The following is a 14,254-nucleotide window of genomic DNA, read 5'->3' on the forward strand; positions in this document are numbered from 1 at the left end:
GGCGCTTTACTGACCGACTGTTTGACAAAGGAGTTCCCCATGGCCGGATTGATCAAGGGTCCCGCGCTGTTTCTGGCGCAATTCGCCGGTGATGAAGCCCCCTTCAACTCCTTGCAGAACATCGCCGAATGGGCCGCCAGCCTTGGCTACAGGGGCGTCCAGATCCCCACTTTCGACGCCCGCTTCTTCGATCTCGACAAGGCCGCGGAAAGCGATGGCTATTGCGACGAGATCAAAGGCATCTGCGCTGAAGCCGGCGTCGAGATCACCGAGCTGTCGAGCCATCTTCAGGGCCAGCTGGTGGCCGTGCATCCCGCCTATGACATTGCCTTCGACGGCTTCGCCCCTGCCAGTGTTCACGGCAATCCCAAGGCGCGTCAGGAATGGGCCGTCGACCAGATGAAGAAGGCTGCTATCGCCTCGCGCCGTCTTGGCCTTGATACCTCCGTCAGCTTCACAGGTTCCCTTGCCTTCCCCTATCTTTATCCTTGGCCACAACGCCCGGCAGGTCTTATCGACGAAGCCTTCGGCGAACTGGCCAAACGTTGGAAGCCGATCCTCGATGTCTATGAAGACAATGGTGTCGACATCGGCTACGAGATCCACCCTGGTGAGGACGTCTTTGACGGCGCCACCTTCGAGATGTTCCTGGAGGCGCTTGACGGCCACTCCCGCTGCCAGATCAACTATGATCCGTCGCACTTCCTGCTGCAGCAGATGGACTACCTCGCCTTCATCGACATCTACCATGAGCGCATCTGCGCCTTTCATGTGAAGGATGCGGAGTTCAATCCGGATGGCCGTCAGGGCGTCTACTCCGGCTATCAGAGCTGGACCCAACGGGCCGGCCGGTTCCGCTCTCTCGGCGACGGTCAGGTCGACTTCGGCGGCATCTTTTCCAAGCTTGCCCAGTATGACTATGACAGCTGGGCCGTGCTGGAATGGGAGTGCTGCCTCAAGTCGCCGCAACAAGGCGCTGCAGAAGGCGCACCCTTTATCGAAAGCCACATCATCGACGTCACCGACAAGGCATTCGATGATTTTGCCGGAGCAGAAACGGACAAGGCGCAGCTGCGCGCAATGCTGGGACTTGCACAATGAAACCTTTGAAACTGGGAATGGTCGGCGGCGGTCAAGGCGCCTTTATCGGTGCAGTTCACCGTATCGCCTCGCGCATTGATGGGCACTGGGATCTGGTTGCCGGCGCCCTGAGCTCCGATCCTGTCCGCGCCCGAGCCTCTGCCAGTGAGCTCAATATCGCACCTGAACGGGCCTATACCGATTTCATCGATATGGCTGCTCGTGAAGCGGCCCGCGCCGATGGCATTGACGCAGTCGCCATCGTCACACCCAACCACATGCATGCGGCCCCGGCAATTGCCTTTCTGGAAGCTGGCATCAACGTGATCTGCGACAAGCCTCTGGCCTCCACCCTGCAGGAAGCAGAGGCCATCGCGACGGCAGTCAGCCGCAGCAATGCCCGCTTTTTCCTGACCCACAATTACACCGCCTATCCGCTGATCCGCCAGGCAAGGGAGATGATCGCTCGCGGCGACCTCGGCAAACTTCGCCTCATCCAGGTTGAATATGTCCAGGACTGGCTGACTCAAGAACTGCACAACAAGCAGGCCGACTGGCGCACCGATCCGGCACGTTCAGGTGCCGGCGGCTGCGTTGGTGATATCGGCACCCACGCCTACAACCTCGCCACTTACGTCTCCGGCCTAAGCGCGACAGAACTCGCAGCCGATCTCGACAGTTTTGTCCCCGGCCGGCAGGTCGATGACAACGTCCACGTGATGATGCGCTATGAAAATGGCGCCAAGGGACTGCTCTGGTCCTCGCAGGTCGCGCCGGGCAATGAAAACGGCTTGCGCTTGCGTATCTTCGGCGAGAAAGCCGGCATCGAATGGGGACAGGAAGCCCCCAACCAGATGCGGTTCACCCCATTCGGTGAACCGACACGCATTCTGACCAGAGCCGGCGCCGAGGCGACCCCGGCAGGAAGCCGCAACATCCGCGCGCCCGGCGGCCATCCGGAAGGATATCTGGAAGCCTTCGCAACACTTTACGCAGAGGCCGCACAGATCATCCGGGCAGATCGCGGACAGGCAACACCAGATCTGGAAAGCCATACGCCAGACATCGATGACGGGCTGAACGGCATGAGATTTATTGCAGCTTGTATTGCATCCTCCCGCGACAATGCTGCATGGAAAGCCCTCCTTGGCGAGCAGGTCACATGAACCAAACCTGGTGGGCGCGATCGCATTCCTCAGGCTGACTTTGCCCCCATTCTGTCTGAAGTTGGGAACGATCTGCCACCCAGTGGGTTTGCAGATCAGACACAGCGAACAGAAAGGACGAAGACATGAGCAAGATCGACGTCAAGGAAGAAGCTGAAAAGATCCGCCAGAAGGCCGACAAGCAGAGCGCTGGCGACCAGCTCGGTGGTACCTTCCATGGCCAGGAACGAGATGCCGGAATGACGGCAACCTCAGGCCGGAAAACTGCCAACGGCTGAGCCACCGCTTAAGGCGATGTTTTGCCCGGTGGCCCCCGCCCACCCGAGCAGGAACATGCAGCCTCCACAGCAACTGACCTCCTAAGTCACAAAAGCCCGTCCGGATCCCTCCGGCGGGCTTTTTGCTGCCTTGCCTTAATTGCCGAAGATTGTTTCTAATAGGCTAGAACTTTGATTCTTTGACGGAAGGTTATGGAAATGGCTGGGAAGTTTGAACTTTACAAGGACAAAGCGGGTGAATTTCGGTTTCGCCTGAAAGCCGGCAACGGCGAGATTATTCTCGTTGGCGAAGGCTACAAGCGCAAAGCCAGTGCCTTGAATGGCATTGAATCCATTCGCAAAAATTCTGTCATCGATCAACGCTATGAGCGCAAAGCAACCTCATCCGGCAAGCCGATGTTCAACCTGAAGGCCAGCAATGGCCAGACGATCGGCACAAGCGAAGCCTACAGCAGCGACTCCGCCCGCGACAACGGTATTGAATCCGTCAAACGCAACGCCCCCGAAGCCAGCCTCGACGACCAGATCGCCTGATACAGCCGCCCGGTTCAACGCATAAGGAAGAGCCTTGAACTTACAAAAGCCCGCCGGATATTTCACCGAGCGGGCTTTTCTTTGATTGTCAGTACTGCGGCCTATTCAATCCAATCCTTACACTGCATGACTTTTGGCTCTCACTCAGTGCTCTGACGTTGCGGCAGCTCCTGCGGACCGGATCCGGGCGGCGGAGAACTTGAACTCGGGGATCTTGCCAAAAGGATCCAGCTGAGGATTGGTCAGGAAGTTCGCCGGTGCTTCGACGAAGCAGAAGGGAATAAACAGCATCCCTTGCGTCACATCGCGATCAGCACGCAGAGTCAGCGTAACTTCGCCACGCCGGGTTTCAACAACCACCTGCTGACCGCGTGTCAGCCCTCGACGCCCGATATCCTTCGGATGCATCGAGACGACAGCCTCGCTTTCCTGCGCATTCAAATGCGTGGCCCGCCGGGTCATGGCGCCCGTGTGCCAATGCTCCAGCATCCGCCCCGTGGTCAACACCATGGGGAAGGCATCGTCCGGCAATTCGTCCGGCGGCACCAGGTCGGTCGGCACCAGCTTTGCGCGACCACTCTCGGTGGGAAACCCGGAGTAGAAGATGATTTCCTCACCCGGTCCATCCTCAGTCTTGGCCGGATAGCAAACCATGCCTTCGCGCTCCAGCCGGTTCCAGGAGATATTGTCAAGCGACGACATATGCGCTGCCATCTCCGTATAGACTTCGCCAACACCCGAGTAGTTCCAGTCGAGCCCGGAACGCCGTGCCATGTCGACCATAATCTCCCAATCCTGCCGCGCCTCTCCCGGAGGCTGCCTGACTGGAAGGGCCAGCTGAACCTGACGGTTGGAGTTGGTATAGGTCCCTGGTTTTTCGGGTTGAGCAGAGGCCGGCAGAATGACGTCGGCAAACCATGCAGTTTCAGTCAGGAAAATATCCTGCACGACGAGATGCTCAAGCGTTGCCAGCGCCTTGCGGGCGTGGTTCTGGTCCGGATCCGACATGGCAGGGTTTTCCCCTTGCACATACATCGCCTTGATGTTGCCAGCCTCGACCTCCCCCATAATCTCGACCACGGTCAATCCCTTGGCCGGATCGAGACTGCGGCCCCAGGCATCTTCGTATTTGCCGCGAATGTCAGGATCCTCGACGGACTTGTAGTTCGGATAGACCATCGGAATGAGACCTGCGTCCGAGGCGCCCTGAACATTGTTCTGGCCACGCAACGGGTGCAGCCCGGTGCCTGGTCGCCCGATCTGGCCGGTGATCAGGCTCAGTGCGATCAGGCAACGGGCATTGTCTGTGCCATGGACATGCTGGCTGATGCCCATGCCCCAGAAGATGATCGACTTGCTGGATCGGGCGAAGGTCCGGGCCAACTCGCGCAGATACTCGGCCTCCACACCGCACATCTCCGCCATGGCTTCCGGACTGAAGTCCTTGACCTTTTCCTTCAGCGCTTCAAAGCCCTCGGTATTCGCCTGAATGTACTGAATATCGTAAAGCTTCTCGAAAATGATCGTATGGATCATGGCGTTTAGCATCGGCACGTCGGTGCCGGGCTTGAAGACCACGGGATGCGTGGCGTGTCGCATCAATCCCTGACGACGCGGATCGAACACCATCAGGTTGGCACCGCGTTTGGCTGCCTGCTTCAGATAAGTCGCCGCAACCGGATGGTTCTGTTCGGGTCGGGCCCCGATCACCATGATGCAGTCGCTGTCATCGGCCGCCGTGAAAGGCGCTGACACCGCGCCGGACCCGACACCTTCCATCAGGGCAGCCACCGAAGACGCATGGCAAAGGCGTGTGCAGTGATCGACATTGTTTGTGCCGAACCCCTGCCGAATGTATTTCTGGAACAGATAGGCTTCCTCGTTGGTGCCCTTGGCGCTGCCGAAACCGGCAATCGCATGGCCACCATCCCGGTCGCGCACCGTGTTGAAACCGCCGGCCGCCAATGCCATCGCCTCCTCCCAGGAGGCTTCCCGGAAGACATCAGAAATATCGCTGAACGTCATGCGGGCGTGCGCGTCCTTGGGCACGTCCGAACGTCGGATCAGCGGGCGGGTCAGGCGCTCCGGGCTCATGACATAGTCCATGCCAAAGCGGCCCTTGACGCAAAGCTTGCCCCGGTTCGCCGGTCCCTGTCGGCCATCAACCTTGATGATGTCGTTGCCTTTAACACTGACCTCGGTCTGACAACCCACGCCACAGAACGGGCAAACAGACGGCTTGACCGCGTCCGCATACGTCTCTCGCCGGGTGGCGGTGTCGTCCAGCAAGGTTTTTTCCATCAGCGCACCCGTCGGGCAGGCCTGAACACACTCACCGCAGGCGACACAGGTGGAGAGGCCCATCGGATCACCGATGTCGAACACCGGGATGGCGGCGGTGCCGCGATCGGCCATACCAATGACATCGTTGACCTGGACTTCCCGGCAGGCGCGCTCGCACAATCCGCAGGAAATACAGGCATCCAGATTGACCGCAATCGACGGATGCGAGGCGTCATGGAAGATACTGTCGACCGGTATATCCTTGCCAGCACCCGGCCGTCCGCTCGGAAAGCGGGGGGGGTTATCCAATCCGACCTGTTCGACCTGCTTCCAGAAATGGCTCTCAGGATCCGGACTGACCTCTCGATTTGGCATGTCGGACGCCAGCAGCTCAAACACCATTTCGCGGTTCTTGTTCACCCGCTCATTGGCTGTAGTGACAACCATCCCTGGGGTCGGTTTGCGATTACAGGAAGCCGCAAGGACCCGTTCACCCTCGATCTCGACCATGCAGGCCCGGCAGTTGCCATCCGAGCGGTAGCCCGGCGCGTCCTTCCAGCACAGATGTGGGATCGTCGTGCCGTGACGTTTAGCGATCTGCCAGATGGTTTCGTCTTCACCGGCGGTAACGGTCTCACCGTCAAGCGTGAAAACGACTGTCTGGGTTTCGATGTCTGCCAGGCTCATGACGTGAACTCCTCGGGGAAGTGTTTCATCAGATGTTTGACGCAATTGCCCGCCGCCTGACCCAGGCCGCAGATCGAGCTGTCACCCATGACCATCAGAAGGTCATTGAACAGGCGCTCGTCCTGCTCATGGGCTTCCAGCATCCGCACCATCTTGTCCGTCCCTGATCGGCAGGGCGTACACTGGCCGCAGCTTTCGTGTTTGAAAAAGCGCATGGTGTTGAGAACCGCATCCCGGACGCTATCTTCCTGGGACAGGATGACGACGGCATGAGAGCCGAGAAATCCGCCCTCTTTCTCCCATGTTCCAAAGTCCATGGCCCTGTCTGCCATATGAGCCGGGAAAATACCGCCGGATGCACCACCCGGCAGGAAAGCCTTGAACTCATGCCCGGGGGTCATTCCCCCGCAGTGGTCCTCGATCAACCGGATCAGAGGAATGCCCGCAGGGGCGATCTTGACGCCCGGGCGCGCGACGCGTCCAGACACGGAGAAAGAGCGCAGGCCACTGTGAGCCTCGTTCCAGCCTTTGGCTTTGAACCAGTCTGGGCCATTGCGCAGAATATCGGGAATCCACGACACGGTTTCGATATTGTGATTCAGCGTCGGCAGGCCGAACAGACCCTTTTGCGCAATGAAGGGCGGCTTGTGGCGGGGCAACCCGCGCTTGCCCTCGATCGACTCGATCATCGCGCTTTCTTCGCCACAGATATAGGCGCCGGCACCCCGGCGCACTTCCATGGGCACAAGGGCAAGGCCAGAGGCCTCAAGCGCAGCCAGCTCACGGGACAGGATTTCATGCACCGCAGGATATTCGTCCCGCATGTAGATATAGATCCGCTCGCAGCCGACAACGCGAGCCGCAATCTGGGCGCCTTCAAGCATGCGGTGCGGCTTGCTTTCCAGCCACCACCGGTCCTTGAAGGTACCCGGCTCACCTTCGTCGCCATTGATCGTCATCAGACGTGGACCAGGATAGCCGCGCACGAAGCCCCACTTGCGGCCAGCGGGAAATCCCGCGCCACCGAGGCCGCGCAGATTGGCATCCGACATGGTGGCTGTTGCAGCGTCGGGCGAGATAGTCCCGTCCAGCACCTGCTGCAGCACTTCGTATCCACCGTTGCTGCGGTAATCGGCGTATGTTTCATAATCGGGGACAAGGGGTGCCACTGGCTGAGTGGCCGCGTGCGACAGGATTTCGACCGTGGCCTTGTGAACCGAACGCTTGCCGACCTGAGCCGCGGGCGCAAAATCGCAACGTCCGAGACAGGGCACCGGCTGGATCCGGATATCCTCGCCCATGGTTTGCTGCAGACTTTCGATGAGGCTTTTCGCGCCAGCCATTTCGCACGACAGTCCGTCACAGACCCGTATGGTCAGCGGTGCGGGCGGCGTCTGGTTTTCCTTCACCACATCAAAGTGATGGTAGAAGCTCGCGACTTCATAGACCTCGACCTGGGACAGGCGGAAAAACTCTGCAAGAGCTGCCATCGACGTCGCCGACACGTGGCCGTAAGTGTCCTGAACGATATGCAAGGCCTCAATCAGCAAGTCCTTGCGCGGCAGAAGGTCGCCGAGCAACTCGGTAATCCGTTCGACCTCGTCGTCGCTGATCTGGCGGCCTTTGGGTAGCGACGGGTCACGCCGCTTGAATTTTTCTGGAGTAATCTGATCCATCGGAGCGGGTCTCGCGAACTCTCACTGGCACTGAAAGAACCCTCAGGTCCCTGGGATATACGCGGTCGGGACGTGCCCCGACCGCGCTGGCTTCTTACTCGGCTGCAACCGCATCCGGGTGGGTTTTTTCTACATGGTGTCTTTCGCCAACCGGGCGGACCATCAGGTTCGCGAAGAAGGCTATGACCAGCAGTGCCGCCATGCAATACATCGTCGTATTGTAGAGCGAAGACGTCGGGTCGACCGTACCTGCGGGTACGATATCCATCAAGCCTGCAATCGTCACCGTTTTAGCTGCGACCAGCTCATTCAGCTGGGTCAGCGGAGCGCCGAATTTCTCTGCAAATGCGGCCGGGTCAACCTTGGAAGCAAGGTCCGCGATGGCATTGTCCTTGGACAGATTGCGCAGATAGGTGATGGCAAACGGTCCGAGAACCCCAGCTGTGGACCAGGCGGTCAGCAACCGTCCATGGATACCACCGACATGCATCGTGCCGAAGATATCGGCCAGATAGGCCGGGATCGTGGCGAAGCCGCCGCCATACATCGTGAAGATGACCATGGTTGCGACATAGAAGCCGAACAAGGCCCCTGTCCCGCCCATGCCGGCCCAGTAAGGGATCGACACATACAACAGCGTGCCCAGCACAAAGAAGCAGTGATAGGTGTTCTTGCGCCCGATAAAGTCCGACGTGGAGGCCCAGATAAAACGGCCAACCATGTTGAAGACGGAAATCATCAAAACATAAGTCCCGGCAAAGGCTGCGGTGACGAGCGCCAGATCTCCGAAAATCTCGTTGATCATCGTCTTGGCAACGCCGATCACGCCGATGCCGGCCGTCACGTTGAAACACAGCACAATCCACAACAGCCAGAACTGCGGTGTCCGCAAAGCCTGATCGATGTGAACGTTGTTGCGTGTCACCAGCCCGGATGTGGAAGGTTTCGGCACCCATCCCGCCGGCTTCCAGCCTTCGCGCGGAACCCGATACTGGAAGGCAGCGATCATCATGACGATGAAATAGCCGATGCCCAGCGCCATGAACGTCGATGCTGCACCTGTGTTGCCGGATCCGACCACGTAAACGCCAGCCTCTCCGCCGAAGGTTGCTGCCTGCTCAACGGTTGCCACGACAACTTCGATCTTGCCCGACGCGGTTTCCGCAAAGCGTTTTCCGCCTTCCGTAACCAGCGCCACTGCGCCTTCCGCTCCGAGGAAAGTCGGTGCTTTTTGAAAAAGCTCCAACAACCACTGGATCAGGGGCGCTCCGATCATGGCTCCGCCACCAAAGCCCATGATCGCCATCCCCGTGGCCATGCCTCGTCGATCAGGGAACCATCGGATCAGCGTTGAGACCGGGGAGACATAGCCCAGACCTAGACCTGCCCCGCCGAGAACACCGTAGCCCAAATAGACAAGCCAGAGCTGATGGGAAGAGATCCCGAGCGAGCCGATCAAGAAGCCACCGCCCCAAAGGGTGGCAGCGACCACACCAACATAGCGCGGTCCGACCTTTTCCAGCCATTTTCCGCCGAAGGCCGCCGCAAGCCCCAACGAAACGATAGCCACGGAGAAAATCCAAACCACGGAGGACAAGGACCAATCTTCCGCCGCAGATGCGACAACACCGAGCTCGCGGGTCAGAGGTGGATTGAAGACAGACCAGGCATAAACAGACCCAATGCAAAGATGGATCGCGATAGAAGCCGGTGGCACACGCCAGCGGTTGTACCCTTCTGGAGCAATGATGTTTTCCTTTTTCAGGAAATCCAGAGCGCCCCCCGATGAATTAGACATTTAACTCCTCCCATGTGCCGCAGGGAATTCAGCTTGGTCCGAGCCAGTCAGGCGGCCCTGGGCTATATGCGGCATTTCAACGAGGAGATCACGCCTTGCCGGACATTCTGTGTCAACCTTTATTTACTTTATAAATCAATGACTTAATCTAGCTTTCTTGCATCGCAAAAAGGTCAGATAGTCCCAGGAAACCTCAATTCCTCCGAGTGCGAGGGACAAAATGTCCAAACTGGAGGCTGCTTCCCTTCAAGCGGCGGACAAATTGACCGCAGCAGGAAGCCACACAGAAAAATGTGAGCCTTCCCCCTTTATGCTCTCCACAGAGATCAATCCACCGGCGCGGGTAATCAGCGCCTGACTGATCGACAGGCCCAATCCCGTGCCTTCTGCAAGTTTCGTGGTGAAAAACGGGTCGAAGACATTGCCGAGTTTGTCGGCGCTAATCCCCTCGCCCGTGTCGCGAATCGAAATCTCGACGCCCGAAAGCCCCTCTCGTGTCTTGGGCCCGGTATTGATCGTCAGCAGACCTCCATTCTTCATTGCCTGTGCCGCGTTTATCATCAGGTTCACCAGAACTTGCTGCAATTCGGTTTCAACGATCTGAATGATTGGCGCCGGCTCATGGTGCGTTAGCGTCTCGATAAAATGCTTTCGCAGATCCGCAGTGACCAGCACGAGCGCATCCTCGATGGCCTGACGCGCATCGACGAGGGCATCCGCCTCCGACATTTCTCCTGACCGGGTAAAGTCCAGCAACTTGCCAACGATGATGTTGATCCTGTGGGTCTGCGCATCAATCAGATCGAGTTCCGTTCGGTGCTCTGCCGCGATTGGCCCAAGACCAGCCTTCAGCACCTCAAGATTGCCCTGAATGACCGCCACAGGATTGTTGATTTCATGCGCAACACCGGCGGTAATTTCGCCGATCGAGGCCAGCTTTTCCGAGATGACAAGTTGCGCGAATGTCGCCTCGAGCTTGCGGTTGGCCTCCCGCAGTTCTTCCGTTCTCTGGTCGACAAGCTCGTTCAGATTGTCGGCATATCCCCGCAACTCCTCGTCGCGTTCCTGGACCTGATCGAGCAGCCGGTCCAGATGGCGAGCCACCGTCCCGATCTCGTCGCGAGCCTTCACCGGTCCGATCCGCGCGTCCAGCCCACCCAACTCGGCCAGCTCCATCGTTTTGGTCATTTGCTCAAGCGGCGCAAAGATCCCGCGCGCCAGATGCAGAAACAGCGGAATCGTCAAACCGGCCACAACGATGAAGGCCGCGATCAGCGACAGGACCATCTCGTTGCGTTGGGTGGTAAACGGTGCATCCAGAAACCCGGTGTAGAGCATGCCGATCCTGCTTCCGCTGATGTCGCTGATTGGCTCATAGCCAGAAACGTACCAGTCGTTGACCACGAAAGCCCGGTCCAGCCAGATCTCGCCCCCTTGCATGACCTTCTGCCAGACAGCCTCCGATACGCGTGTTCCCAAGGCCCTGTTTCCGGCGAACAGCCTGACATTGGTGCTGATGCGAACATCGTCCAGAAACAGCGTGGTCGTTCCTTGCCGCACATCGGCACCATGCGCGTTGCGGTAAATCAGATCATTCATCGTATCGATGAAATCGAGGTTCTGGTTGAGCAACCGTCCCCCGACGAGAACCGATCCGTCTTCGCTGTCACGATGGGCGGCCAGCAGAACCATCCCGCGCGTTTCCACGTCTCGGTCGATCTCCCGGGCCGCTTCGGTCGGCACCAGGGCAATCCGCGCCCTCTCCGCCAACTCGGGCGACAGAGCCTGCAAGTCGCTCTCCGAAAACAGAACCAGCGAGGCGCTCGGTTGTTCGGGTCTTGCTGCGGCTGCCACTGCCGCAAAGGAGACCGGCAGATCACCGACACCGTTGCCGGCGAACAGCAGAAAATCGACACCCATATCGTCCTGAGCATCGCGCAAGAAACGCGCAAACTCATCATTCTGCGTGTGCCGTGCGGCGGCGAAACCGACCGACCGTGCCAAAGCAGAAATATCGGAAGCCAGGCCGTCCTCCAGTCGCCCCAGATATTGCCCGGCAATGCGCAGATCACTTTCGACCTTGGCAATCAACAATTCGTCGAACTTGTCGATCCAGCGCATCATTGTCACGCCGAGCAGCAGCGGCAACAGAACGACAAGCGGTGAAAGCGCCAACAGCAGAAGTTTCAGGCGAACGGAGCGCATCGTCTAAACGCCCCAGGCCTGACATTTCCTGTCGATCGTCTTGCGCGCCACACCCAGACGCCGGGCGGCTTCCGAACGGTTACCACCGCAGGATTCCAACACACTCAAGATATGCCGTCGTTCCACCGTGGCCAGGGTTTCATTTTCATCCGTGAGGGCAAATCCGCCCAGCGCCGAGGCAAAATCTCGCTGAATGAGAGCCCGTTCAACGTAGTTCCCCAACTCCAGAACATTGCCCGGCCAGGGATGCGCCATGATCTTGCGCCTGACAGCAGGGCTCATTTCAGGAGCAGAACTGCCCATACGAGCGGCGAAGCTTTCCGTGAAGAAGTCGAGGATCGTCAGAATATCTTCCGGACGTTCACGCAACGGCGGCAAATAGATTTCGGCGACATTGAGAAGATAAAAAAGGTCCGCCCGAAAACTGCGTTCCTCGACTGCCTGACGCAAGGGGCGGACATTCGAACAGATGATCCGCATGTCCAGCGGCAGGCTTCGCTCGGCCCCCAGAGGCCGGAACTTTCCGGTGGTCAGCATCTCGACGAGCATGTTCTGGCAATTGGAAGAGAGCAACTCCACATCATCGAGAAACAACGTCCCCCCCATGGCGTTCAGCAACATGCCGTCGATCGACTGATCCCCGTCGACGGTGGCCTCAACCCGCCCAAACAGCCGGTTCTGGAATAACTCGTCGTTCATTCCGGAACATTGCAGCCAGATGAAAGGCCGTTCTGCCCGCGGCGAGTGGGAATGCAGCATGCGGGCAGCAATCTGTTTGCCCGAGCCGACCTCGCCACGAATGACCGCATGCGCCGGTGTCGCCGCCGCCCGCTTGATCAACTCACGCACGGCCTGGATTTCCGGGGATGTCCCAAGCAAAGCCTCGCGATGCCGCACCAGATCCTTGCCGGCCTCCAGCTCGTAACTCAGAATCGCGTTTTGCCGGCGCAAGCGTGCCCGCTTGAGGCTTTGCGAAATGGCATTGATGATCTGGTTTGAGCGAAAGGGCTTCAGAAGAAAGTCGGAGGCACCGGCCCTGATCGCAGCAATTGCCGTATCCAGATCGGCATAGGCCGTCATCAGGATTGCGTCGGCGAAGAACCCGATACGCTGCTGTTCGCCAAGCCAGTTCACACCGCTCTGGCGCGGCATGATGTTGTCAAGCACCACGACGTCATAGGTGTAGAGGTCCAAAAGGCGCGAACTTTCCTCTGCGTCCGCGGCGACATCGACCCGCGCACAACGCCCCTGCAGCGTCTTTTGCAGAAAGTTTCGCATGCCAATCTCATCGTCGACAATCAGCACGCGTGCCTCGGCCAGGTCCGCCTCGAAATGATCCGGCGCGTCATGGCCGGTTTGAACGCTCGGTGAAGCTTGCATCGTCAGCCCCACCAACCGTCGACCCACGCCGAATGCGACACGCGACCACGAATAAACCTTGAGCAGGCTACTCCGCCCTCGTGCTTACTGCCCAATAATACCACCGTCATGAACTGCATCTTCTCCTCCCAATGCAAATCTCTGTCAGTATTGTTTGCTGGCATAGCCAGTTTTTTGAACAATCTATATTTCCATCGCGCCTCCAATCATCCTGAGGTTGTGCTGGTATCAACCTTGGCAAAGATGACCAGGCGGCAGTCTATGTGCATCTGACATTCACCTTAAAAAAAACCAGGAGGCCTCCACCCCCAGCTCGCCTCTGGCTGTTCCATCAGCACATTGCGCTGCGTTGAAAATACTTGTTCAGCATAAACTTGACAATTATATTCATGTATTTGATACGTATCGCAGGGGGCAGATGACTTCAGGGTCTCCCCGCTACCTGCGCAGCAGTTCCAATCGCCGCGCAAAAGCCAGGCGGAAACAGAAGTCCGCTCAGCCAAACTCGTTCCCCACCGCAGGCTTTGCTTACTCAGCTCCGCTGTGAATAGAGATTATTGGCAGGCCGACAAAGGCTTAGGACAAGACAGTGGCGACAGGCAGACATCCGCAGAACAACCCGCAACCCGGCCCTCAGTCGCCTCATGGCGACCGAAATCGCGTGCCCGTTCAGGCAGTGGGCCTGAATCCCGACGAGCTTAAGGTGCTCGAAACCTTGCGACTTTTCTGCATTGCCTACGCCGACCCCGCCAGCATGGCCTGGGAACAGGCCTTTGAGACATGCACGCACGAATTCGGCCCAACCTGCGGGCCCAGAATCGGTATGGCGACGATGCAGGTTATGAGCGCTTTGCGGATCAGCCGCAGGACAACCTACAGCTTCACAAATCCAGCCTGCTCTTGCTGCCGGCACACATTGTCGGATCATGAACTGCAGATGATGAGCCTGCTCAAGGCGCAACGCCGGGGCGACGGACTCGCCCGCCAGACCCATGCCGTCATCCTCTGCGAAGGACAACGGCCCGAGCGTTTTCTGGCGAGCATGGAAAGCCTTGCGGATTGCCTGAACGACTTGGCCAAGCCCACACATCCCAAGCAAACATCCCTGCAGAAGAAACGCATCAGGTTCTCCCACTAGCGAGAAGACATTCAAAACAAGCGATCACT

General features: G+C 58.5%; 10 protein-coding genes and 1 pseudogene. 6 read left to right on the forward strand and 5 right to left on the reverse strand.

Going from position 1 to position 14,254, the window contains the following annotated elements:
* Positions 1 to 39: 39 nt before the first annotated feature.
* The 5 genes and pseudogenes from J0X15_RS03280 to J0X15_RS20450 all read left to right on the forward strand — a co-directional run bounded on the left by J0X15_RS03280 (position 40) and on the right by J0X15_RS20450 (position 3,058).
* Entirely contained in the window at positions 40 to 1,101 is a 1,062-nt protein-coding gene (locus tag J0X15_RS03280) for a sugar phosphate isomerase/epimerase family protein (RefSeq protein ID WP_206938152.1), read from the forward strand.
* Positions 1,098 to 2,246 carry a Gfo/Idh/MocA family protein gene (locus J0X15_RS03285; RefSeq protein WP_206938153.1) on the forward strand — a complete coding sequence of 383 codons (1,149 nt, stop codon included), beginning with the start codon at positions 1,098 to 1,100 and terminating at the stop codon, positions 2,244 to 2,246. The genes J0X15_RS03280 and J0X15_RS03285 overlap by 4 nt, the downstream gene beginning before the upstream one ends.
* Positions 2,247 to 2,371: 125 nt before the next feature.
* A complete protein-coding gene (locus tag J0X15_RS03290) occupies positions 2,372 to 2,524 on the forward strand; it encodes a hypothetical protein (RefSeq protein WP_206938154.1) in 153 nt (50 codons plus the stop codon).
* Between the two features lie 198 nt (positions 2,525 to 2,722).
* Positions 2,723 to 2,884 (forward strand): annotated as a pseudogene (locus tag J0X15_RS20445) (YegP family protein); the annotation flags it as partial.
* Positions 2,876 to 3,058 (forward strand): YegP family protein, encoded by a 183-nt coding sequence (locus tag J0X15_RS20450; protein WP_331461874.1) that lies wholly within the window; start codon positions 2,876 to 2,878, stop codon positions 3,056 to 3,058. The pseudogene J0X15_RS20445 and the gene J0X15_RS20450, both read left to right, overlap by 9 nt.
* A 144-nt stretch (positions 3,059 to 3,202) precedes the next feature.
* Here the strand turns inward: J0X15_RS20450 and fdhF are convergent, their stop codons facing one another.
* From fdhF to J0X15_RS03320, 5 genes are all read right to left on the reverse strand, one after another.
* Positions 3,203 to 6,028 (reverse strand): formate dehydrogenase subunit alpha, encoded by a 2,826-nt coding sequence (gene fdhF, locus J0X15_RS03300; RefSeq protein ID WP_206938157.1) that lies wholly within the window; start codon positions 6,026 to 6,028, stop codon positions 3,203 to 3,205.
* On the reverse strand, positions 6,025 to 7,704 hold the full coding sequence (locus tag J0X15_RS03305) for an NAD(P)H-dependent oxidoreductase subunit E (protein ID WP_206938159.1): 1,680 nt from the start codon (positions 7,702 to 7,704) through the stop codon (positions 6,025 to 6,027). Before J0X15_RS03305 ends, fdhF begins: the two co-directional genes overlap by 4 nt.
* Positions 7,705 to 7,798: 94 nt before the next feature.
* Positions 7,799 to 9,502, reverse strand: coding sequence for an OFA family MFS transporter (locus J0X15_RS03310; RefSeq protein WP_206938161.1), 1,704 nt, complete (start codon positions 9,500 to 9,502; stop codon positions 7,799 to 7,801).
* A 246-nt stretch (positions 9,503 to 9,748) separates the two neighbouring features.
* Positions 9,749 to 11,707 (reverse strand): sensor histidine kinase, encoded by a 1,959-nt coding sequence (locus J0X15_RS03315; protein ID WP_206938163.1) that lies wholly within the window; start codon positions 11,705 to 11,707, stop codon positions 9,749 to 9,751.
* 3 nt (positions 11,708 to 11,710) lie between these two features.
* Positions 11,711 to 13,087, reverse strand: a complete 1,377-nt coding sequence (locus J0X15_RS03320) for a sigma-54-dependent transcriptional regulator (RefSeq protein ID WP_206938165.1) — start codon at positions 13,085 to 13,087, stop codon at positions 11,711 to 11,713.
* 661 nt (positions 13,088 to 13,748) lie between these two features.
* Between J0X15_RS03320 and J0X15_RS03325 the strand changes: the two genes are divergently transcribed.
* A complete protein-coding gene (locus J0X15_RS03325; RefSeq protein ID WP_206938167.1) occupies positions 13,749 to 14,225 on the forward strand; it encodes a hypothetical protein in 477 nt (158 codons plus the stop codon).
* The last annotated feature ends 29 nt before the right edge of the window (positions 14,226 to 14,254 follow it).

This window comes from Roseibium limicola, from assembly GCF_017313085.1.
GTDB classification, from domain to species: Bacteria; Pseudomonadota; Alphaproteobacteria; order Rhizobiales; family Stappiaceae; genus Roseibium; species Roseibium limicola.